12 protein-coding genes are annotated in these 23,908 nt (G+C 70.1%); 7 read left to right on the top strand and 5 right to left on the bottom strand.

Annotated elements, in window-relative coordinates:
* Window positions 1-50: 50 nt before the first annotated feature.
* From ASF52_RS02865 to ASF52_RS02875, 3 genes are all read right to left on the bottom strand, one after another.
* Window positions 51-893 (bottom strand): exopolysaccharide biosynthesis polyprenyl glycosylphosphotransferase, encoded by an 843-nt coding sequence (locus ASF52_RS02865; RefSeq protein WP_056167278.1) that lies wholly within the window; start codon window positions 891-893, stop codon window positions 51-53.
* A 192-nt stretch (window positions 894-1,085) separates the two neighbouring features.
* Window positions 1,086-2,363, bottom strand: coding sequence for a glycosyltransferase family 4 protein (locus ASF52_RS02870; RefSeq protein ID WP_082515160.1), 1,278 nt, complete (start codon window positions 2,361-2,363; stop codon window positions 1,086-1,088).
* A 48-nt stretch (window positions 2,364-2,411) separates the two neighbouring features.
* Entirely contained in the window at window positions 2,412-3,227 is an 816-nt protein-coding gene (locus tag ASF52_RS02875; protein WP_056167279.1) for a WecB/TagA/CpsF family glycosyltransferase, read from the bottom strand.
* A 33-nt stretch (window positions 3,228-3,260) separates the two neighbouring features.
* On the opposite strand from ASF52_RS02875, the gene ASF52_RS23040 reads away from it, so the two are divergent.
* The 3 genes from ASF52_RS23040 to ASF52_RS02885 all read left to right on the top strand — a co-directional run bounded on the left by ASF52_RS23040 (window position 3,261) and on the right by ASF52_RS02885 (window position 5,976).
* Window positions 3,261-3,599: a hypothetical protein gene (locus ASF52_RS23040; RefSeq protein ID WP_156629947.1), complete on the top strand. Its 339-nt coding sequence runs from the start codon at window positions 3,261-3,263 to the stop codon at window positions 3,597-3,599.
* 87 nt (window positions 3,600-3,686) lie between these two features.
* Window positions 3,687-4,889, top strand: coding sequence for a glycosyltransferase family 2 protein (locus tag ASF52_RS02880; RefSeq protein WP_056167282.1), 1,203 nt, complete (start codon window positions 3,687-3,689; stop codon window positions 4,887-4,889).
* A complete protein-coding gene (locus ASF52_RS02885; protein ID WP_056167286.1) occupies window positions 4,876-5,976 on the top strand; it encodes a hypothetical protein in 1,101 nt (366 codons plus the stop codon). The genes ASF52_RS02880 and ASF52_RS02885 overlap by 14 nt, the downstream gene beginning before the upstream one ends.
* A gap of 102 nt (window positions 5,977-6,078) precedes the next feature.
* Here the strand turns inward: ASF52_RS02885 and ASF52_RS02890 are convergent, their stop codons facing one another.
* Window positions 6,079-12,549 (bottom strand): type I polyketide synthase, encoded by a 6,471-nt coding sequence (locus tag ASF52_RS02890; protein ID WP_082515161.1) that lies wholly within the window; start codon window positions 12,547-12,549, stop codon window positions 6,079-6,081.
* Window positions 12,550-12,847: 298 nt separating this feature from the next.
* On the opposite strand from ASF52_RS02890, the gene ASF52_RS02895 reads away from it, so the two are divergent.
* The 3 genes from ASF52_RS02895 to ASF52_RS02905 all read left to right on the top strand — a co-directional run bounded on the left by ASF52_RS02895 (window position 12,848) and on the right by ASF52_RS02905 (window position 21,046).
* Window positions 12,848-17,464, top strand: a complete 4,617-nt coding sequence (locus tag ASF52_RS02895) for a MupA/Atu3671 family FMN-dependent luciferase-like monooxygenase (RefSeq protein ID WP_082515162.1) — start codon at window positions 12,848-12,850, stop codon at window positions 17,462-17,464.
* A 395-nt stretch (window positions 17,465-17,859) separates the two neighbouring features.
* The gene (locus tag ASF52_RS02900) at window positions 17,860-19,185 is read left to right on the top strand and encodes a polysaccharide biosynthesis/export family protein (protein WP_162241011.1); all 1,326 of its coding nucleotides are present in this window, start codon (window positions 17,860-17,862) and stop codon (window positions 19,183-19,185) included.
* 118 nt (window positions 19,186-19,303) lie between these two features.
* Window positions 19,304-21,046, top strand: a complete 1,743-nt coding sequence (locus tag ASF52_RS02905) for a tyrosine-protein kinase domain-containing protein (protein ID WP_056167293.1) — start codon at window positions 19,304-19,306, stop codon at window positions 21,044-21,046.
* A gap of 146 nt (window positions 21,047-21,192) precedes the next feature.
* On the opposite strand, the gene ASF52_RS02910 is transcribed toward ASF52_RS02905, so the two are convergent.
* Entirely contained in the window at window positions 21,193-21,408 is a 216-nt protein-coding gene (locus ASF52_RS02910; protein WP_056167296.1) for a DUF6894 family protein, read from the bottom strand.
* Between the two features lie 1,692 nt (window positions 21,409-23,100).
* Here ASF52_RS02910 and ASF52_RS02915 point away from each other — a divergent pair.
* On the top strand, window positions 23,101-23,895 hold the full coding sequence (locus ASF52_RS02915; RefSeq protein ID WP_082479327.1) for a LuxR C-terminal-related transcriptional regulator: 795 nt from the start codon (window positions 23,101-23,103) through the stop codon (window positions 23,893-23,895).
* Window positions 23,896-23,908 lie beyond the last annotated feature (13 nt).

A 23,908-nucleotide genomic window follows, 5' to 3' on the forward strand; every position in this document is an offset into this window, starting at 1 on the left:
GGAGGTTCGAGGCCCGCGAGGGGCTTCGACCCGAGCCCGCGTGATCGGGATCAGTAGGCGTTCTGCGGAGCGAGCACCGCCCGGCAGGTCCGTACCATGATCCACAGATCGAGCCAGAAGCTCCAGCGCTCGATGTATTGCAGATCCAACGCGATCCGGCGGGCGAGTGCGTCCTCGGTCCGGGTCTCGCCGCGATAGCCGCAGACCTGAGCCCAGCCGGTGATGCCGGGCCTGACATGGTGGCGCAGGGCGTAATCGGCGACCCGGAGGGCGAAGTCCCGCTCCTGGTCGACCGCGTGCGGCCGCGGGCCGATCATCGACATGTCGCCTTTCAGCACGTTGAAGAGCTGCGGCAGCTCGTCGAGGCTGCTGCTGCGCAGGAAGCGACCGAGCGGCGTCACCCGCGGGTCGCCCCGCCGGGCCTGGACCACCGCCGTGCCGTTCTCCTGAACCGTCATCGTCCGGAACTTGTAGATCTCAAACGGGCGCCCGTGCAGGCCGCCGCGCGTCTGCCGGAACAGGACCGGCCCCTCCGAAGTGAAGCGGATCAGGAGTGCGACGGCGACGAGGAGGGGCGCCAGCAGGAAGACCAGCAGCGCCGCGACCATGAGGTCGAAGCCGCGCTTGAGCGCCAGATCGGTCTCGTCGAGCGGCGAGCGCGGCAGGGTGAGCCCGCACGCCTCGCCGGCCCCGGCGTCGAGCAGTGCGGCTTGTCCGGCACTGGCGGGAAGCGCGTCGAGGATGGCCGCCTCGAGCGCGACCATCGTGCCAACCGGCCGGTCGAGGCCTATCGCCTCGCCGGCGGCCGGAAGACCCATTTGCTCGGCCCCGAGCAGCCAGGGCTGCGCCAGCGATGCGATGCCCTGTGACGTTGCGGCAGCCTGCGCGCTCATGACCGGCCTCGATGACAACGAATGGACGATGGACGTTGCGGGAACATAGAAAGCATTTCGAAATAAATAATCGTCTCACTTCTGAATATTAGACAGCTTGTTATTTATAATTTCAGACATCGCAGCTATATATATGAATACTTACTATCGAGGTGACATCGAATATTTCGATCGAAACCACAGACTCGGACGTCAACCCTGATCAGCCAGTCCGGCCGACGATATGGTGCTCGCACCCGCGCGTTCGTCGGCGAAAGCGGGGCGACGGATTGCGCCGGCCTCATCGAACAGCCGCCACAGGGTTCGGGCGAGGGCGCGGCGATCGTGCAAGCGCGCGACGCGCTCCCGTCCCACCGCACCCTTGGCGGCGAGTTCGTCGGGCGTCGCGAGGAGGGCCGCTTCCATCGCCTGCGTCAGCGCTTCGACGTCGCCGGGCGGGATCAGCCAGCCGCACCGCGCATCGAGCAGCTCCGGAATGCCGGCGACATGGGTCGAGATGACCGGGCGACCGAGGGCGAAGGCCTCCATGATCACGACGGGCAGGCCTTCGGCGAAGCTTGGGAGCAGAAGGGCGCGACTCGCGGCGACGAGGGAGCGTACCTCCGCGTTGCTCGCCCAGCCGTGCAGGATCACCCGGTCCGCGACGCCGTGGCGGCGGCAGGCCGCCTCGATCTCGGCCCGGCGATCGCCGTCGCCGACCAGGACGACCTTGAGGTCGGGGAAGCGTCCGCGCAGGGCCGCGACCGCCGCCGGAATCATCACCTGGCCCTTGGCGGCGCAGAGGCGTCCGACACAGACGAGGGTCTGGGTGTCGGTCCAGCGCGGGCGCACCGCCGCGAACTCCTCGAGGGCGAGCCCGCAGCGCGCCACACGGATCTTCGGACCGTCCTCCGGGCGGGCAAGTCCGATGAGGCGATCCTGGCAGTACCGCGAGATCGCCACCGCGAAGCGGGCCTGCGCGATCTTGTCGGAGAAGCCCAGCCGCTCCGGCTCTTCGAATTCGTCCGGGCCATGGGCGGTGAAGCTGTAGCTCGGCCCGCCCATGAGCCGCGCCAGCATCGCCACGGTGGTGGCATTCGTGGCGAAGTGCACGTGGATGTGGTCGATCCCCTCGGCCGCCGCGCGCTGGCGAAGGTAGGCCGCCTGCAGGAGGTAGGCGACCGGCCGCACCGGCCCGTTGCGAGCGGCGCGCGCGAGCGTCAGCCACGGTCCGAGGCTCCGGGCGAGGCCGCGCGGATTGCCCAGCATCTCGCGCACGGCCGCGCCCAGCAGACCACGCAGGTTGCGGGTGAGCAGGTAATGCGTCGCGGCCCGCTCGGCGCGATCGCGGGGATCGACCAGGGCCTGCGGCCAGGCACGCACGGCATAGCGCCGGATCCGGTGCCCGAGTCCCTCGATCGCCTCGATCTCCCTCCGGATGAAGGTCGTGCTCGGCAACGGATAGGTGTTCATCAGGTACGCGATCTTCATCGCCGGCACGTCCTTCGATCCGTGGTTCCGATGGGGAGCGTCGGGTGCTCAGGACTTGACCGTCCGGGGCGGCAGGGCGCGCCGGGCCGGCAGCCGCGCGAGACCCTCCTTCAGCAGGAGGCGTCCGAACGGCAGCACCGCGAGGAGGTAGCGACGCCAGAGCCTGTGCGGCTCGCTGGCGAGGCGATGAAGCCATTCGATGCCCGTCCGCTGCATCCAGAGCGGAGCGCGGCGCTTGCGGCCGAGCAGGAATTCCAGCGCAGCGCCGATGCACAGGGCGGTTCCGCACGCGTCGGGATCGAGGGAGGCCTGGAAGGCGATCCGCTCGGAGCGCGGCGCGCCGATGGCGATGAAGGTGAAGCGGGCGCGGCTGCGGGCGACGAAAGCGACGCAGGTCGCGAAGGCCGCCGGGTCGCCGTCGATGTCGGGCGGTGCCGTGAGGATCGCGAGATCGAGGTCCGGGAAGGCAACCCGCATATCCGCCGCGATGGCGTCGCTGGCGACCACCAGGGCGATGCGATCCCCCGGGCGGATCACGGTCCGGAACAGGATCTCGGTGAGCGTCGAGCCCGGAAGGTGCAGAAATCCGCCGCGGGTCAGCAACCGCGACATCACCAGGATCGGCTTGCTGTCGCAGAGCGAGAGCCAGGCGGCCTCGTAGCAGGGGGCGAGGGACGGGTCCGCGCTCAGGCGGACCACGTGGTCGACATTGGGGGTGACGACGTAGCGGAACGATCGCGCCTCGAAGTCTCGCGGCGGATCCTGAGCGAGCAGCGAGAGAACCTCGGACCGATCGAGACCGTCGAAGGGTGCATTGAGGAAATGTTCGCGCAGGCTGACTGCGCCGGCCAGACCGATCGGCATGGTTCCGCTCCAGGAAGGACTCGAACGCGGTGCATGCCGACCACCCGCGTCGCGTTGGCCGGCCCCGCACCGAAGACTTCGCTGGACACAGATGCACGCAGCCGCAGGGTCACAAACTACGCATATCGGGCGAACATTCGCGGAAAACCGATCGAAATCGTCGGTATGTTATTTGAACAACAGATCTCCACTTCACCGGACGACTTCCGAATACCTCGAATTCTCGATGCTCGGCTCCGGACGGTTCCATCGGGCGCGTTGCTGAACGGCTTCGATGCGCCCTCCGGAGAGGCCCGTCCCCGGAAGGTGGGCGAAGGGGTCGATGCAGGCGAACGGTCTCACGCGAAGGCGGTAGGGACGCCTTCCTTTTGAGGCACGACGAAGCCTTGGAGCGCGATTCGGATCGGCAAACCCTGAGGCGGGGCGCCCGCTCGGGGGCCGAAACGATGCGAGGCTCCGATGACCGTGCCGCTCTTCCTGCTGTCAGGCCTCCTCGGTCTCGTGGCGGTGATCCTGGCCATTCCCGCCGCCCTGTTCTGCCTTGAGATCGCGGCCGCCCATCGGCCGCGATCACGGCCTTCGCCCCTGCCTCCCTCGCGGGATCGGCGCTCGCTCGCAGTGGTCGTCCCGGCGCATGACGAGGAGCGGCACCTCGGCGCGACCCTGGACAGCGTCCGGGCACAGCTGTTGCCGGACGATCGGCTCGTCGTCGTGGCCGACAATTGTACCGACCGCACGGCGGAGGTCGCGGCAGCGGCCGGCGCCGAGGTGGTGGTGCGGCAGAACCCGTTCGCGCGCGGCAAGGGCTACGCCATGGATGCGGGAATCCGGCACCTGCAGGCTGCGGCGCCGCACGTGGTGGTGTTCGTCGATGCCGATTGCCATCTCGGCACCGGCGCCCTCGACGCCCTCGCGGGGCAAGCGCTGGCCCACGGGCGTCCCGTCCAGGCGCGCTACCTCTGCCTCGCCCCGCCCGGTGCCCGTCCGGGCCTCAAAGTGGCGGAGTTCGCCTTTTTCGTGAAGAACGCGCTCCGGCCGCGCGGACTCGCCGCTCTGGGCCTGCCCTGCCAGCTCACGGGCAGCGGCATGGCTTTCCCCTGGCCGATCATCGCGCAGGCCCGGCTCGACAGCGGCGAGATCGTCGAGGACCTGAAGCTCGGCCTCGACTGCGCCCTGGCGGGCCACGCCCCGATGCTGTGCGACGCGGCGCTCGTGACGAGCCGGTTTCCGACGGCGCAACCCGCCGTCGCGAGTCAGCGCGAGCGTTGGCAGCGGGGGCATCTGGGACAGATCCGCACGGCGCTGCCGCAGCTCATCACCGGTCTGCGCCGCGGCGACCGCGCATGCGTGGCCCAGATGCTCGACGCGATGGTGCCGCCCCTGACGCTGCTGCTTCTGGCCAATGCCGCCCTCGTGGCGATCGCCGCCGCCGCGGCCGTGGCGGGCGCTTCGCCGGTGCCGTTCGCCATCGGTGCGGCGAGTGCGGCGTCCCTTATGGTCGCGATCGTCGCCGGCTGGCGACTGGCGGATGCCGAGGGCCATGGCGGCGGCGGGCCACGTGCGCTCATGGCCTACCTCGCGGGCAACGCCGTCCTCTACCAGCGGCTCCTGGCACGGACGCCGGTCGCCTGGACCAGGACCGATCGCAGTGGAACGCCGTGACCGTCCGGGCCGGCGTCCGCGCCGTCTCGCGGCCGCCGGCCTCGCCGCTCACCTCCTGGCCGTGAGCCATTTCGCTCCGAGCACCGGACCGGCCCGGGCGGACGAGGCGGCCGCTCCGGCGCGAATCTTCATTTCGGGACACAGCCTGACCGACCGGCCGATTCCCGACGATCTCGTACGGATCGCCGCAAGCCTGGGACAGCCGCTCGCCTGGGGCCGGCGCCACGGCTCCGGATCGACGATCCGGCAGCGTGCCTGCCGTGACGGCGCGTTCGTGACCGACGAGGCCTCGGACCCGGACGGGCCAGGCGGGCTCTACGACACCCTCGTGGTGACCGAGCAGCACGACCTCATGGGTGCGTTCCTGTGGAACGACACCATCGGCGCGCTCGGTCGGCTGCACGACTGCGCCTCTGCCGCCAATCCGGGGATCAAGACATGGTTCTACGTTCCGTGGATGTCCCTCGACGACAAGGATGAGCCGAGCGCCTGGATCGCCTACGAGCGCGCGGCGGCTCCGCTCTGGCACTGCCTCGTTGCGGCGGCCAACCGGCGCTCGGTGGCCGCCCGGCGGGGCAACCCCATCGCCATCCTCCCCGCCGCCACCGCCCTCGTCACGCTGATCGAGCGGGCGGCGAACGGGTCCGCGCCTCCGGGATGGCCGGAAAAGGATGCCGGCCGAACCACTGCGCTGCTCATCCAAGACCAAGTTCATCCGACGCGCCTCGGCCACTACGCCCTGGCCCTCGTCACCTATGCGGCGATGACCGGGCGTGCACCGATCGGCGCCTGGGCTCCCGAAGGGATCGACCCGCAGACGGCGAGGGCGTTGCAGGACTTCGCCGGTACCGTCGCCGCAACCGCCGCGCGTGAGCCGGAACCCGATCCGGCGGCTTGCGCGGCACGCTTGCGGAGCCAGGCGACGGAGATCTTCTGGCCCTACATGGAGCGCGCGCACTGGCGCCCGCAGGCGGGCCTCCTCGGCGCCCGGGTCGAACGGCTGAGCAAGGCCCTGCGCTGGCGCTGGAAACTGTGGCGCGCACCCGGCTGGACGCCGTTCGACCCATCCTCCGACGGCACGGGCTGAAGGCAGCCCATCGACGACCGACGCTAACGGGGGGCCGACCGTACGAAAGCCCGGCCGCCTGTCCGGCGGCCGGGCTTTCGACGCCGCATCGGGCGTGGCCGATCAGGCGAGGGCCGCGGCGGGCGCGGATCGGGAGGGGTCGAAGCGGGAGGGCTCGGCCGGGGCCGCCTCGGCATCGGCGAGATGGCGGCGCATCCGGGCGGCGAGCACCCGGACGTTGGGCTCCAGCACCATGCTGTCGTGGTTGCCGGCGACGTGAACGATATCGAGGTCCGGCACGTAGGGCGCCCAGCCGTTGTCCTCCAGGATGAGGGAGCGGTTCACATCCAATCGGCGTCCTCCCGAGAGGCGGTGGGCGACCTGGACCTCCGGCCGGTAGAGGACGACCCGTCCGGAATACGGCTCCAGCACGAGCCGATCGAGGGCACGACGGAAGGCGGCCTCGATGGCGCCGTCGTGGAACTGCTCGGTCCCGAGTGTTTCGGGCGCCTGCATCCGCTCGCGCAGGCGCATCGCCTCCCAGCGGGCGCGCCGCTTAATCCAAGCGCCGAGGAAGCTCCCCCCCTGCGACCGGAATTCCTGCACCTTCATCGCGAGGCGGTCGGAGAGGGAGAGCGTCACCTGCTGGGGAACCGGCGTATCGAGGAGCAGGACGACCGGCACCGCCTCGCCTTCCTCCGCCAAGCGCCGGGCCATCGCCAGGGCCGCGAGGCCGCCGCCGGAGAAGCCGCCGAGCAGATAGGGCCCCCGCGGCTGGACCGCGCGGATCTCCGCGCAATAGTCCCGTGCCATGTCCTCGAAGGTCTCGTGGGGAGCGTGCTCGCCGTAGAGCCCGCGGGCCTGCAGGCCGTAGACCGGCCGCTCGCTCCCGAGCTGGAGCGCGAGGTGGCGCAGGTTGAGCACGTTGCCGAACATTCCGGCACAGAGGAAGAACGGCGTGCGCGCATCGTCCGCCTGTACCCGCATCGGCACGACGTGCAGCCGTCTGGGCGCCGCCTCCGCCGGGGCCGGAACCGCGTCGCCCGTCCCGGAAAGTGCCGCCGCCTCGGGCCGGTCTCCGAGCAGGGCCGCGAAGGCCGCGATCGTCGGCGCCTCGAACAGAACCGAGATCGGCAGATCGGTGGCGAAGCGCGTGCGGATCTTGCGCAGGAGGCGCACGGCGATCAGGGAATGACCACCGACGTCGAAGAAGTTGTCCTCGATGCCGACCCGGCCGATGCCGAGGAGTTCCGTCCAGAAGCCGGCGAGCACCCGCTCGGTCTCGGAGCGGGGCGCCACGTAGGCGGCTTCGTTCCCGGACCGTTCGAAGAGTTCGGTCCGGGCGGCGGCCTCGGCGGGCGGCGCGGCGGCGCGGGCGCGCAGGGCCTCGAGATCCATCGAGCTGACGATGACCTGCGGCCGCCCGGCCCCGATCGCCCGGAACAGCGCCTCGACGCCCTCCTCGGGGCGGATGCCCTGGCGGACCATCGCGGCGAGGGCCTGTACCGCCGGCGACGACACCTGCGATGGATCGGCGCGCGGGGCCGCGAACTCGATGCCGGCATCGGACGCGCCCAGGGTGACGCCGCCGTCGAGGCGCTTCACGGTGAAGCCCTCGATCTCCAGCACGGGTTCGCCCGCCGCATCGGTGATCACCACGTCGAAGCTCGCGAAGCCCTCGCCGCCCTCGGCGACGCCGAGCCGGATCCGGCTCGTCACCTCGGCGGGCATCGAGGCATGCACCCGTACGTGTCCGTAGGAGACGGGCACCCAGAGGGCCGCGCCCGCATCGTAGGCCGGCACGAGGGCCATGGCGCAGCCGGTGGCGATGTCGGTGAGCGCCGGATGCAGGCGGTAGCCCGTGTCGAGATCGGCCCGGAAGGCCGGATCGAGGGCGAGGCGCGCCGTCGCGGTACCGTCCGCGATGGCAAGGTCGCGCAGGACACGCCAGCGCGGCCCGAAGCGCAGATGCGCCTCCTGTACGGAGGGAATGGCCGACGGCAACGTCGCGGTGGCCTGTGGCGCATCTCCGCGCGGGGATGCGGCAGGGAGCAGACGGATCCGGGCGCGCGCGTGGCGGCGAAACCCCGTCCGGGCGCCCGCCGACACGAGGCTGCGCACGTCGAGGCGGAAACCGTCCTGGTCGGGCTCCAGGCGCACCTGAACCCGGCAGGCTTCACCGTCCGGCACGTGCAGCGGGCGGAGGAAGATCAGATCCTCGAGGGCGAACCCGCCCTCGATGCCGTGCTCGCGCAGGGCCTGGGCGGCGATTTCCAGATAGCCGGTCCCGGGCCAGATCGCCTCGCCCGTGGCCATCCGGTGCTCGTCGAGAATCCAATGGTCCGTCGCGCTCCAGTGCCCTTCCAGACAAGTGCCGCCGGCCCCGTCCTCGGCCCAGGTCGTGAACAGCGGACCGCGCGGTGCCGGCCGCACCGGCGGCGTCCGCGCGGGCGCGACGGAGCGGGCGGCGAGGCCGATCTGGTTCCAGATGCCCCAGTGGATCGCCACCGTCCGGCAGGTGCCGTGCCCGGCGGCCGCCTCCGCGAAGGCGTTGAGGTAGGCGTTGGCCGCCACGTAATCGACCTGACCGGCCGGCGCGGTGTCGGCGCTGGTGGAGGAGAACAGCACGAACAGATCGAGGGGGTCGTCGCGCAGCAGGGCGTGCAGATTCTGCGTGCCCTGAATCTTCGGGGCGAACACCGCCTCGATGTCGGCCTCGGACTTCATGGCGACGAGGCCGTCCCGCACCAGGCCGGCTGTATGGATCACGCCGTTGATCGGCCCGAACCTGGCGTGGGCCCGCGCGATGATCGCGTGCAGTTCCTCCGGATTGCTGACGTCGGCGCACCCGTAGAGCACCTCCGCCCCAAGGGCTTCCAGCTGGCGGATCCGCGCGATCGAGCGGCCGGTCCGCCCCTCGATGCCATGGACCCGCAGGAGATCGTCCCACAGGTCGCGCTCGGGCAGGATCGAGCGTCCGACCAGCACGAGGCGCGCCCGGTACTGCCGCGCCAGCGCCTCGCAGATCGTGCCCGCGATGTCGCCGAGGCCGCCGGTGACGAGGTAGACGCCACCCTCGCGCAGACGCGCGCGGCCCGCCTCCGCCGCGTCGAGGGCGAGGGGGGCGAAACCTTGCGTCCAGCGCCGCGCACGCTGGTAGGCCACCGTCTCGGTGCCGGGCTCGGCGATGAGATCGTCCCACAGCCGTTCGAGGTCGCCGCCTTCCGGCGCTGCGGGGCGGGGCCGCCGGCCGAGGAGTGCCGGAGCGGCGGGTTCGGGCCAATCCATGTCGATGGTGCGGATGGTGACGCCCGCCATCTCCTTCGGAATGACCAGGGCGGGCCCGAGCACCGTCGCCTTGTCCGGATGGGCGGGCACACGACCGCCGACCGCCTGCATGCCGTTCGTCACCACGGTGACGTGGACTGGCGCCGCCTCGCCCAACGCCTGCATCAGCCCGACGAGGCAGGAGAAGCCGCGTTCCAGGGTGTGGTGGAAGGCGCTCGACCCGGGCCGGACCCGCTCTTCCCGGGTCAGCAGCCACAGGTGGAGGATCCGGTCGGGCCGGCGTCCATCCGCGTCGAGGGCCTGGACCAGGGCTTCGTAGGCGGGCCGGCCCTCTTCGGCGCAGAGTGCGTAAGAGTCGAGGCCACGGCGGCCGAACTGATCGCCCGGCACCACCTCGGTGACCCTATGGCCGGCGGTGCGCAGGCGGTCGATGAGATCCGGGCCGACGCCCTCCCCGTCGTGGAACACCAGCCACGTGCGGGGCAGGGGATCGCACTGTGCCTCCAAGAGCGCCGCCGACTGGCGCCAGACCGGTCGGTAGCCCCATTCGGCGATATCGGGCCGGCGCGTCGGCACCGCCTCGGCCGGGTCGGACGCACGCCGTGCCACGGAATCGAGGAAGTAACGCTTGTGCTGGAACGGGTAGGTCGGCAGCGCGACGCGCCGGCAACCGCGCCCGGCCCACAGCCGGCCCGGATCGAACGTCAGGCCCGTCGCCCACGCCCGGCCGAACGCGGCGAGGAACGACAGGCGGACATCCGTCGCCTCGTCGGGATGCGGCAGCGTGTTGAGGATGGCATCGGCCGGGATCGTCCCCTGTGCTTTCACGAGGGACGACAGGGCGCGACCGGGGCCGACCTCGACGTAGACGCGTGCCCGGTCGGCGGCGAGGAGCGCGAGCCCGTCGGCGAAGCGCACCGTCCCGCGCAGGTGCGAGACCCAGTAGAGCGGATCGCGGGCCTGGGCATCGGTGAGCCATGCTCCGGTGAGGTTCGAGACCACCGGGATCATGGGCGCGCGCAGGTCCAGCGTGCGCAGGTAGGCTTCGAAGCGCGGCAGGATCGGGTCGAGCATCCGCGAATGCGCGGCGATGGCGATGGCGACGGGGGCCGCCTCGACGCTCTCGGCGGCGAGCGCCGCGGCGAACGCCGCGAGCGCGGCCTCGGGCCCCGAGACGACGCACAGCCCCGGCCCGTTCACGGAGGCGAGGTCGAGGTCCGCCGGCAGCCGGGTGCGCAAGAGGCTGGCGTCGAGGGCAACGCTGAGCATGCCGCCGCCCATCACCGTATCGAACAATTCGCCGCGCAGGCGCACGAGACCGACCGCCTCGCGGAAGGTCATGATCCCGGCGACGCAGGCAGCGGCGTTCTCGCCCATGGAATGGCCGATCAGCGCCGCGGGCGTGAGGCCCCGGCTCGACCAGAGCCGGGCGAGGGCGACCTCGCAGATCAGGATCGCCGGAAGCTGGCGGGAGGGGCGCAGCAGCCACGCGGCGGCCTCCGCCCCGTGCGACGACGCGCCGAGCCAATGCGCTCGGATTTCGGAAGCGACCGCCGGCGGCAGGTAGCAGAGGCCCTCGTCGACGGCGGCACGGAAGACCGGCTCGCCGTCGTAGAGTCCGCGCGCCATGCCGGGGTGCTGCGCACCTCCGCCCGGAAACAGGAAGACGGCGCCGGACGCCTCCGGCACCACCGTATGGGTGTGGCTGCGGCGGCTGTCCCCGCCGGTCAGGAGCGCGATCGCCTCGGCCCGGTCGGCGACCGCCAGGACCCGGCGGTGCTCGAAGTGTCGGCGGCCCGAGAACAGCGTGTAGGCCACGTCTCTGAGCAACAGTTCGGGCCGGCGTTCGAGCTCGGCCGCGAGGTCGCGGCCCGCCGCGTCGAGGGAAGCGCGGTTCCGGGCCGAGAGCAGGATCAGCTCCGGGCCGCCGGACCCGGCGGGTGATGCGGCGATCTTGGGAGGGGCTTCGAGGATCGCGTGGGCGTTGGTGCCGCCGACGCCCAGGGCGTTCACGGCGGCCCGGCGCGGCCCCGTGATCCGCGGCCAGGGCGTCAACCGGTCGGCGACCGCGAACGGGCTGCCGGCGAAATCGATGGACGGGTTCGGCCGCTCGAAGCCGAGGCTCGCGGGGATCTCCCCGTGCTGCAGGGCGAGCAGGGCCTTGATCAGGCCGACGACACCCGCCGCCGTGTCGAGATGCCCGATATTGGTCTTGACCGAGCCGACGCGGCAGAAGCCGCTGCGCCCGGTGCTCTGGCGGAATGCCTGGGTGAGCGCCGCGATCTCGATGGGATCGCCCAAGTAGGTACCGGTGCCGTGGCACTCGACGTACTGGATCGCGTCGGCGCCGATCCCGGCGAGGCCCTGCGCCTCGACGATGGCGCGGGACTGCCCGTCGATGCTGGGGGCGAGGTAGCCGGCTTTCTCGGCACCGTCGTTGTTGATCGCCGTCGCCTTGATGATGCCTTGGATCGGGTCCCCGTCGCGCAGGGCGTCGGCGAGCCGGCGCAGCACCACGACGCCGACGCCGGAGCCGAAGACGGTGCCGGCGGCCCGATGATCGAAGGCGCGACAGACACCGTCCGGAGCGAGGATCTCGCCGTCCTGATGGAGGTAGCCGCGCCGGTGCGGCAGCTCGATGGTGACGCCGCCGGCGAGCGCCATGTCGCATTCGCGGGCGAGCAGGCTCTGGCACGCGGCGTGGACCGCGACGAGGGAGGTCGAGCAGGCCGTCTGCACGCTCACGCTCGGCCCCTTCAGGTCGAACAGGAACGAGGCGCGCGTGGTGAGGAAGTCCTTGTCGTTGCCGGTGTGCCGCAGCAGGAACAGGCCGGTCTGCTCGACCAGATCGCGATGGCTGAGGACGTTGTCGTAGAAGTAGCTGCCCATGCCGCAGCCGGCGAAGACGCCGACCGGCCCGGCCTCGCACTCCGGCGGTCGGGCGGCGCTCTCCATCGCCTCCCAGGCACATTCGAGGAAGTGGCGGTGCTGGGGGTCCATCACGGCGGCGTCCTTCGGGCTCATCCCGAAGAAGTCGGCGTCGAACATCTCCATGTCGGGCAAGTCGGCGGAGACCGGCACATAGTTCGGCAGGCTATAGCGGGCGGGCGATTCGCCGGCGGCGTCGAGCTCCTCCGTCGAGAGCCGGCGGATCGAGGAGACGCCGCCGCGCAGGTTCTCCCAGAATTCCCGCGTGTTGCGGGCCCCCGGGACCCGCAGCGCCATCCCGATGACGGCGATGTCGGTCTCCGAGCTGTCGACGCCGTGGATTTCGGCTTCCGGTGCCTGCTGCGTGAACGCGGACATGGGACGTACGGGCTCCCTTGCGACGTGACCCTGGTTACGGCTCCTCCTCGCGGCGGGGCACCGGGCATGGACCTCACGCTAGCGAGGCCGGCCCCATGGGCGGTCCGGCCAAAAAGGCGGCCTGCCCGTTCCCCATGCGGTGAATCCCCCTGTCCACAAGGCGTAGGCGTCGCCCGATTGAAGGCGTGGAGCCTCGCTCGGCCCCCGACCTAGACCGGAGGCGGCCCGGCTCGAAAAAGGCCCCGGACACGGGCCGCAGCCGTTTGGGCCAGCGCATTCCGAACCGAGGTGACGTGCGATGAGGGCTCCCTCCGAAATCCGGCTCGTTCTCATGGGCGACCAGTCGCTGCTCGTGCAGTGCGGCGCGATCGCGCTCCACCGCGGGTACCGCGTGATGGCGGTGGTCACGGGGAGCGATGCGGTCGCGCGCTGGGCCGAGGGCGTCGGGTTGAGCGTCGTCGGCGCCGAGGGCGAGGTCGCGGCCTCGCTGGCCGAGTTCGACTACGACTGGTTCCTCTCCATCGCGAACCTGCGCATCGTGCCCCGCAGCGTCTGGGGCAGAGCCCTGGAGGGAGCGGCGAACTTCCACGACGGTCCGCTACCGCACTACGCCGGCGTCAACACACCGGCCTGGGCGATCCTGAACGGCGAGACGGCGCACGCGATCACTTGGCACGCCATGACCGACACGATCGATGCGGGCGGTATCTACGTCGCGCGCCACTTCGACATCGCCCCGGACGAGACCGGTTTCACCCTCAACAGCCGCTGCTTCGAGGCCGGGATCGAAGCTTTCGGCGAATTGCTCGACGGGATCGAGGCGGGCGGGCTCGTGCCCCGGCCGCAGGATGCGGGCGCCCTCACGATGTACCGCCGGCATCGGCGCCCGGCCGCCGCCGGTCTGCTCCGGTTCGACCGGTCCGGCGCCGATCTCGCCCGGCTCGCCCGCGCCCTCGATTTCGGCCCCGGATACGCCAATCCCCTGGTGACTCCGAAGATCCGCATCGGCGCGGACGCCTACGCGGTCGCCTCCGTGGCGCCCACCGGCGCATTGACGCTGTCGCCCCCCGGGACGGTGCTGGGCGTCGATTCGGACGGGCTCACGGTGGCGGCCCTGGACCAGGCCATTCGGATCGAGGGTTTGACCGATGGGGACGGCGCACCCGTGAATCCAGACACACGGTGTGCCGTCGGCGATACCCTGGGGGTGCCGGATGCCGACGAACTCGAACGCCTCGCCGCCATGACGGATGCGGCGGCCCGCAACGAGGCCTGGACGCGGGCACGCCTCGCCGGTCTGGCACCGCTGGCACTGCCGGAGATCCGGCCCCCGGGGACGGGCGCGGCGGTCATGCGGAGCCTGCCGCTCGCGCTGCCGCCGGAGCTGTCGGGCGTCCGCGCCATCGCGGCGCTCGCCGCCTATCTCGCCCGCGTCTCCGGAGAGCCCCGCTTCGACGTCGCCTACGCGGACGCGACGGTGGGGGCGGCCGGGCGCACCGATCCGGGGCTGTTCGCCGCCGTCCAGCCGATGCGGATCGAGGCCGAGGGCGTGTCCGGGGCGGCCCTGGAACGCGCGGTCGCGGCCGAGATCGCCTCCCTGCGGGCGCATGCCACCGCTTTCGCCGACCTGCCACGGCGTACCCCGGGGCTCTCCCCCTCGCGCTACGGGATCGGCCTCGTCGAGGCCACAGCCCCCGCGCCGGAGCACGCGCTCCCGGATTGTCCGCTCACCCTGGTGGCGGGCACGGGGCAGGCCTTGATCGTCTACGATGCCGGTCGCCTGCCGGCGGCGGAGGCCGAGGCCCTGGCCGAGCGTCTCGAGACATTGGCGGCCGCCTACGCGGCCGAACCCGATCGTCCGGTGGAGGACCTTCCGCTGATCTCGGAGGCGTTGCGCGAGCGGATGCTGTTCGACTGGAACAGCACCGGGACGGCGTACGACGAGACCGCCTGTCTCCACACGCTGATCGAGCGCCAGGTCGATCGCACGCCCGATGCCACCGCCCTCGTGTGCGGTACGCAGACCTTGCGCTACCGCGACCTCGACGGGCGCGCCAACCGGGTCGCCCACGCGCTTCGGGCCCACGGCGTCGGACCGGACCAGCCCGTCGGGCTCTACGTCGCCCGGGGGCTCGACCTCGTGGTCGGGGCGCTGGCGATCCAGAAGGCCGGCGGCGCCTACGTGCCCCTCGACCCCGACTACCCGCGCGAGCGCCTCGCCCTGATGATCGCGGATAGCGGCCTGTCCGTCGTCCTCACACAGGAGGCCCTCGCCGGTCTGGTGCCGGGCACGCCCGGGACGGTTCTGTCCATCGAGGACGCCGACGCGACGGATCTCCCGGAAACTCGCCCCGAATCCGGTGTCACGGCGGCGCACGCCGCCTATGTCATCTACACCTCGGGTTCGACGGGGCGTCCGAAGGGCGTGGTGATCGAGCATCGCAACGTCGCGAATTTCTTCACCGGCATGGATGCGCGCATCGCACACGACGAGGCGGAGCCGACCTGGCTCGCTGTGACGAGCCTGTCCTTCGACATCTCGGTGCTGGAATTGTTCTGGACCCTCGCGCGCGGCTTCAAGGTCGTCGTCGCGGCGGCCCCGACCGGTGCGGCACGGGCGCGAATTGCCGGTCCGATGGCCTTCAGCCTGTTCCACTGGGGCCAATCGGACCGGTCCGACGCGCAGATGTATCATCTGCTCCTGGAGAGCGCGCGCTTTGCCGACGCCAACGGCTTCACGGCGGTCTGGACCCCCGAGCGCCACTTCCACGATTTCGGTGCGCCCTACCCGAACCCGGCGGTGACCGGTGCGGCGGTGGCGGCGGTGACGCGGCGGGTCGAGATCCGGGGCGGCAGCTGCGTCCTGCCCCTGCATCATCCGGCCCGCGTCGCCGAGGAATGGGCGGTGGTGGACAATCTCAGCGGGGGGCGTGCCGGCATCGCCTTCGCGTCCGGCTGGATGCCCGAGGATTTCGTGCTGCGGCCCGAGAATGCGCCGCCGCGCAACAAGGAGGCCCTCCTGCGCGATGTCGAGACCGTGCGGCGCCTGTGGCGCGGCGAGGCCGTGCCGTTCGAGGCGCCCGGCGGAGGAACGGTCGACGTGGTGACGCAGCCGCGCCCGGTCCGGAGAGAGTTGCCGGTCTGGATCACCACCGCCGGCAACCCCGAGAGCTTTCGCGAGGCCGGACGCCTCGGCGCCAACCTGCTGACCCATCTGCTCGGGCAGTCCATCGACGAACTGGCCGAGAAGATCGCCCTCTATCGCGGCGCCCTGGTCGAGGCCGGCCACGACCCGGCCGCCCACACCGTCACGCTGATGCTCCACACGTTCCTCGGTGAGGACCGGGACGCCGTGCGGGCGCTGACGCGGGAACCGATGCGGGACTACCTGCGCAGTGCCGCGGCCCTCATCAAGCAGTACGCCTGGGCATTCCCGGCCTTCAAACGCCCGACCGGCATCACCCAGCCGATGGCCATAGACCTGCGGGCCGTCGCCCCGGAGGAGATGGACGCGATCCTCGATTTCGCCTTCGAACGCTACTTCGAGGACAGCGGCCTGTTCGGAACCGAGGCCGACGCCCTGGCGCGGGTGGCGCAGCTCAAGGACGTCGGCGTCGACGAGATCGCCTGCCTCATCGATTTCGGCCTCCCGACCGCGACCGTGCTCGACGGCCTCCGCCCGCTCGCCGCCGTGGTGGCCGCCTGCAACGTCCCTTCCACGGCAACGAGCGAGCCCGAAGGGCTCGGCACACAGATCCGGCGGAACCGGGTCACGCACCTGCAATGCACGCCGTCCATGGCCGGCATGATGCTGATGGCGCCCGAGGACCGGGCGGCGCTGGCGGGCTTGTCCCACCTCTACGTCGGCGGCGAGGCGCTGTCCGGGGATCTGCTCGCCGATCTGCGGGCGGCGGGCATTGCCGAGATCACCAACATGTACGGCCCGACCGAGACGACGATCTGGTCCGCGACGCAGGAGGCCGTGGCCTGCGCCGGGACGGTGCCCCTCGGCCGCCCCATCGCCAACACGCGGCTCTACGTCCTCGACGCGTGGATGCGGCCCATGCCACCCCACTGCCCGGGCGAACTCTACATCGGGGGCGCCGGGGTCGCGCGGGGCTACCTCGATCGCCCGGACCTCACGGCCGAGCGCTTCCTCGACGATCCCTTCGTGTCGGGCGGACGCCTCTACCGGACCGGCGATCTGGCGCAGTTCGAGGCGGACGGCACCCTGCATTTCCTCGGACGCCTCGACCATCAGGTGAAGCTGCGCGGCCACCGGATCGAACTCGGGGAGATCGAGGCGGCCCTGCGGGCCTGTCCGGGGGTGCGTGAGGCGGTCGTCACCGTGCGGGAGGACAGGCCGGGCGATCAGCGCCTCGTCGGCTACCTCGTCCCGGACGGGCCGGCCCCGGCGGCGGAGACGTTGCACACAGCGCTCGGCCGCACCCTGCCGGAGATCATGGTCCCGACCCATTTCGTCGCCCTCGACCGCCTTCCGCTGACGCCCAACGCCAAGATCGACCGCAAGGCGCTGCCGGCGCCCGTCGCGGCGATGGTGGCGCCCGCAGTCGCGGAGGCCGGCGAGCCGGGCAACGCCCTCGAAGTCGCGATCGCCGAAGTCTTCCGCCGGGTGCTCGGCCTGGAGCGGGTCGGTCCGGGCGACAGCTTCTTCGCCCTGGGCGGTCACTCGCTCCTCGCGGTTCAGGCCCATCGCGACCTGAAAGCCGGCCTCGCGCCCCGTCTCGCCATCACCGACCTGTTCCGCTTCCCCACGGCACGGGCGCTGGCCCGCCACCTCGCCGACGGCGCCGCCGCCGGAGCGGCGCTGGCGAGCGTCTCCGACCGTGCCGCCCAGCGGCGCAACGCGCTCCGGGCCCGCGCGGGTTCGGTGCGCGATACGGCATCCGGCTGAAGCGGCCGGACGCCGTATCGCCGAGCCGGCGGAGCGTCCCAAATCACCGGGGCGTCTCAGGTCGGCGGCGTTCCCGAGCGAAGGGGGCACGCCGGGTTCCGACGACACCCGCGATGCCCATCGACGGCACGCGGACCGGCCATCACGGGGCCGGCTTCACGGCGAGCGATTCGCCGGGGGCCAGCCCTACGCCGTCCCGGAGATCCCGGCTGGAAGTCACCGTGCGACCGCCCCGCGCCGGGCCCTCAGTCCAAGGGGGTAGTCCCGGCCCCATTGGACGGATCCCTGTCCCACGGGTGATCCGTCCTTTGCGCTCCGATCCTCGAATGGCCGAGTCCGGGCTCGATCTTGGCCGCAGCTATGATCCTCCGGCGACCGGCAGCGATGGGTTGGCCATGTTCCCCTCAAGCATCACCTCGTCCGTCAATCACCTGCGCGCCGCCCTGTGCCTCGGGCTGTGCGTCATCGGATCGACCCCGCTTCGGGCCACCGATGCCGTGCAGTACCGGCTCGGCGCCCAGGACCGCTTGCGCATCCACGTCTACGAATGGCCGGCCCTCACCGGCGAATTCACCGTCGGCGCGGACGGGCTGATCTCGCTGCCGCTCATCGGCGACGTGCCGGTTTCCGGCCTCCAGCCGGCCGACCTCGCCCAGGAGATCTCGACGCGCCTCAGGACGCGGGCCGGCCTGTCGGAACCGCCGAACACCGCCGTCGGGGTGGCGCAGTACCGCCCCTACTACATCATCGGAAGCGTCGAGCGTTCGGGCGAGTACGCCTATCGGCCGGGCATGCTGGTGCTCAACGCCGTCAGCATCGCCGGGGGGGCCTACCGCCGGCCGGACGCAATGACCTTCTCGGTGGTCCAGGAGCGGCTGAAGACCGAGGGCGAGCTGCCGATCCTCACCCAGAAGAGCCGGGAACTCGCCGCCCGCGAGACGCGGCTCAAGGCCGAGATCGCCTGGCTCGAGAAACCGGCCGCCATCGGTGGAGCGGAGGCCGCGCCTGAGACCGCGCCGGGGCTTTCCGGCAGCGAACAGTCGATGCTGCGCGCTCAGCGCGGGCACCAGCAGAGCGAATTGCGGGCCCTGCAGCAGTCCATCACCCTGCATCAAGACGAGATCGTCTCCCTCAAGGGACAGCGCGAGGCGACGGAGAAGCTCCGGCAGTCGGTCCTGCGCGAGCTTGCCGAAGTGCGTGATCTCATCGTCCGCGGCCTGACCGCGACGTCGCGCGTCCTGCCGCTGGAGCGCACCCTGGCCCAGATCGAGCGCGAGCAGAAGGAGTTCGACACCCTGGCCCTGCGGGCCCGCCAGAACATCAACACCGCCGAGCGGACCCTCGCCACCGTTCGCTCCGAGCGTACGGTGGCCGCCCTGCGCGACCTTCTGGAAACCCAGACGCAGATCACCGAGACCAACGGCCGGATCGCCTCGGCGGAGCGCATCGTGCGCGAAAGCCTCGCTCAGGCCGGCGAAGGCACCTTGAGCGCTCGGGGCGAGCCCACCGTGCACTTCACGTTCTCGGTCGTGCGGGTCGAGGATGGCGAGACCCGGGAGTTCGAGGCGTTCGAGACGACGCCCGTGCTGCCCGGGGACATCCTCAAGGTGCAGCTGCAGCGCCGCGAGGGATCGACGCCCGCCATGGCTCAGACCCGCCCCCCGGTCCCGCGCGTCGCCGAGGAGGCGCGGGCGAAGCGCACCGCCGACGTGGTGCGCTGAAACCGCCGAGGGAGAGCCGGGCGCCGGACGCTCCGCGGCAGGTATTCATACGGGCAACCCGGGGCGAAACGGCCCCGACGCCCCCAACGAAACCCGCATCAATCGAAGGCCGAGAACGATGCTGCACGTCAAGGGAAGTCCCGCCAGCCTGGTGGGCAACCCGCTCTTCCTCGGGGGGGAGGGCGAAACGATCGACTGGCGCTGGATGATGAGCGCGGTCCACCGCCGGCTCGGTCTCATCGTCAAGCTGGCGCTGGTCTGCGCGGCGCTGGCGGCGGTCTACGTCGTCATGCGACCGGTGATCTACAAGTCGCACACCCAACTCCTGCTGACGAACCTGAAGCTGACCTTCAGCCGGGACGACGCGCTCTTCGCCGAATCGCTGCCCGATCCGTCCTTCCTCGAGACGCAGATGCAGATCGTGCGCTCCGAGAGGATCGCCCTTGCGGTGGTCGATCGTCTGCGGCTCGCCGAGAGCAGCACGGAGATGCCCGGTCTCGTCGAGCGGCTCCGTGAAGGCGCCGCGAGCTGGGTCTCCGGGCTCATCCCCGAAGAACCGGACGGTGCGGCACGCAGCCCCCTCGACGGCGCATTGCGCGGCATCGCGGAGGCGCTCCAGCCCGCCGCAGCGGAGGGGCCCCGCAACCCGGGGGAGATGCGTCGCGCTGCCATGCGACGGCTGCAGCAGGATTACAGCGTCGAACGGGTCGGCATGAGCAACATCGTGATGATCGTCGCCACCGCCCCGGATCCCGAAGAGGCGGCGCGGATCGCCAACGAGATCGCTCGAGCCTATGTCGACGATCAGGTCGCCGCGCGGATCGAGGCGGCGCAATCGGCGAGCATCTGGCTGCGCGAGCGTCTGCGCGATGTCGGGCCGAAGACGCGCATCATCGCCCAGGGCGCCCCTCCCACCGACAAGAGCAACCCGCGCGGTCTCCTGATCGTCGCGCTCGCGGCCTTAGCCGGATGCGCCTTCGGGGTCACCTACGCCCTGCTGCGGCAGATGCTCGACCGCACCGTGCAGAGCCCCGAGCAGATCGTGCGGGCCACCGGGGCCGAATGTCTCGGCATCGTGCCGCGGCTGCACCGTGTCGCGCGGTTGCGCAGCTGGCGCGAGCGCCTGCGCCGCAAGGGCCCGTTGCTGCGGCAGCTTCCGCTCAGCGGCTACGCCGCGAAGCATCCGTTCTCGGCCTTCGCCCAGACCATGAGCCACGCCAAGGTCGCCATCGACGCGGGCCTCGCCGGCCGGGCTCCGCGCTGGATCGGTGTGACTTCGACCTTCCCGGGGGAGGGCGCCTCCACGGTGGCCGCCAACCTCGCGCACGTCATCGCGGCGTGCGGCGAGCGGGTGCTGCTCATCGACTGCAACGCCACGGATTCCGGGCTCACGAAGCGGCTGCTGCGCCAGTCGCAGGACGGCCTGATCGAATGCCTCGCGGTCGGCAAGGCGCGGCCCGCCGACCTCGTGCAGACCGACCCCGCGGACGGGCTCCACTTCCTGCCCATCGGCCACGCCACGTCCCACTGCAGCGCGCCGATCTGGACCGAGGCGATGCACACCCTGCTCAAGGGGACGAAGAAGGACTACGATTACGTCATCTGCGACCTCGCCCCCCTCGCGTCCGGCGCCGAGGTGCGAGCGGCGGTACAGTATCTCGGCGGCGTCATCCTGGTCGCGGGCTGGGGACAGGTCGAGGCGGAGCATCTGGGTATCGGCGTCGCGCAAGCCGGCCTGCTTCGGGACAAGCTGCTGGGCACCGTCCTCAATCGGGTGAACGTCGCCGCACTCCGCCGTGCGGGCTCCCCGGCCGCCGCCTTCCTGTACCGTGCGAGCGGCCGGGCCGGTGCTCGCGCCTGATCGGTGCATTGGATCGGACCGGCGGACCCGGTCTCATTTCCCCGGTGCTTCCGGGGCAGCGGGTTGCCGTCCATGCCGGGCGGTCAGGCGGATGCCCAGCGGTCAGGCGGATGCGGGGGCTCGGCCTGTCTGATGGGCGATGTCGCTCAGACCGGCACACGCTTCCTGACGATGCCGTCCGCGTCCCGGACGACGAGGAACCAGCCCCGGCCGGCCCCCTCCAATTCACCGGAGGCGCGCATCTCCTCGACGCCGGAGACGACCTGTTCGAGCGCGCACGCAAGATCGGCCGCCAGAACGCCCTCCTCGTCGCGGATCGCCTCACGCTTGTTCTCGAGGTCGAAGTGAAAGCGAGACTGCAATTCAACCTCCCATGGATGCAGGCTGCATCTCGACAACGGGAAGAATACCTTCGTATCCGGAGAAGGCTCCCGTACCAAATCCGACCGATACTCATCAGATCATATAAATTAATTTACTGTCTGATATTGATCAGGCCGATATCATTGCAATATACTTCCGAGGCATGCACTTTGGAGGTACGGACCGGTATCACGGTCTCATCCCGATCGACGTGCGTCGGTAGGCCCACCCTGCACGATCCACGAGCAAGCTGCACCGGAGAACGCGCATCGAGATCGCGATGCACATCGGATCTCGTCGTTCCCCAAGGCGAGCCGCAGGCGGTTCGGCCCGAGTATGGACATCGATCCTGTCGCCCCGGAGGCGAGACTTATACGAGCCAGGCCAGTGCCTTCTACCCTGGAGAAGGGGCTCGAGTGCGCGATCTATTTGCGGAGATCCAGTGCCGTCGAGCGGCACAGGCGACGCGCCATGGCATCTAGGGCTGATTGTCGTTCGATTTCCCGCTCCGCGACAGGCGCTTCAAAATCTTGCGGAGATGCGCGCGCACCGCTTCCCGCTCATCGGCGATGGGGTCCGGTGTGGAACTACCATTGTCATGAACGAGGGCCCACATCGGCTCAGACCTCCCTTGAAATCTGTCGTCGGGATTAGAACACCCGGCATATCCGTACGTCCAAAAGCAGACATCAAATGCAGCGATGTTTCGCCGTAAGACGGACACTATCATCTCGCAACGGAGAATTTAAGTCTCAAGGTGAGCGAATCCCAAGCCCGCCGCCGGATGCGGCATGTTTCGGGTGCGGATGATTACTGACTTCGTCTCTGCATGCGGGCGATCGGCTGTTCAGCCCACGGTGACGCCGGCCACTGGGGCGCGGCGAAACCGGATGAGGCCCGCCGTCGACGGTGCCTCGGCGAAGCGTTGGGCGAACGTGGAGGCGATACGGCAGATGAGGACCGCCAGGGTGGCCCCCCCAACCGTGGCGGTCGCTCGCGCCCACCGCCACGAGGGCGGCGAAGGCGAGATCGAGTATGAGGTTGTGGAGCAGGCAGAGAGCGTAGGAGCCATCGCCGAGGGGCGGCAGGCGGTGCACGATGCGCGGCAGGCGCCCCCCCCCTGGCGCTCTCCAGGACCAGGACAGCCCTGGGGAGCGCCCTCCAGGCCCCCGTCGGGATGCCGGGGAAACCCAGCAACGCCCTATACAGGAAGCCGGCGATCGCGACGGGTGGAAGCGGGGGCGGCAGTGGACGACCGTTGCGTCATCAGTATCGCCGTCGACTGCCGCCCCCAGGAACTCGAACTGAAGCGTATGGGTCGGCCCCGCGAAGGACGATCCTTTTTCCCGATGATGAGAAACCGACAGAAGACATGGCTCCTACGAATGGGTTTGTCGTCCGCGGCTGGAGAAATGCGATAGGCACCATTTCATCGAAAACACGGCCGAGACTGCATTCGGTGATTCCATTCCAAGGCATTGGACCAGACGAACACCAGGACAAGGACGCGAATACGCCAAAAGGGGTAATGAGTTAGCTTGACAAATCCGTTAAGATTTCACTAACATCTCTCATCGCCGATGGCGTGTCGGACCGTGGAGATGGGTACGAGCGTCAAGGCTCGGGCAAAAACTAAAAATTGTTAGAAAATAGTATTGGTATCTAGATTTATATTAAAGAGGGGCTTTATCATGAGCAATATTGATATTGTGCGTGCCGGCCTCTCGTCCGGACAAAATTTCAAGTTCGAAAGTCACTTGAATCGTCATCATACGCTCCCCTCGGAGAATGACCTGACGGCGGCCGGCGTGGTTCTGGCCAACGCGATCGGCAACACGATCATTCTAATCGATCGCCGTCCTCTGGTCGGACAGTGCCTCCTCGCCTCGCTTCGCACTGCCGACAAGATCTCGACCTTCGAACTGTATCCGAGTCTCGACCAATGGAAGAGCGAGGTCTCGCGTCTGGCTGCCTGCCTCGTGGTGTTCTGCCTGCCTGGGCACCAGGCGGCGGACGCGGACCTCGCCGCCATCAGCCACGACCTGGCCGAGCTCGGCGCCTGGAACGAGACGATCCCGACCATGGTGATGTCGGACAGCGAGAGCCCCGAAACCATCGTCAAGATTCTTCAGTTGGGCGTGAAGGGCTATATCCCGACGACCAGCTCCCTCGACGTTGCCGTGCAGGCCCTGCATCTCGTCCGTGCCGGCGGCGTCTATGTGCCCGCGGCTTGCATGCTGAACGCCCTGGCCAACGCTTCCGCGAAGCCACAACCGGTGAGGACGGACGATGAAGCGTTTTCCCCGCGACAGATGAGCGTCGCCCGCGCCCTGCGGAAAGGCACGCCGAACAAGATTATCGCCTACGAACTCAACATGTGCGAGAGCACCGTAAAGGTTCACGTTCGCAACATCATGAAGAAGCTCAAGGCCAAGAACCGCACCGAGGTCGCCTACCTCACGAACAAATACTTTACCAACGAATAGCTGTCGGTGACGA

This window comes from Methylobacterium sp. Leaf112, assembly GCF_001423295.1.
Taxonomy (GTDB): Bacteria; Pseudomonadota; Alphaproteobacteria; order Rhizobiales; family Beijerinckiaceae; genus Methylobacterium.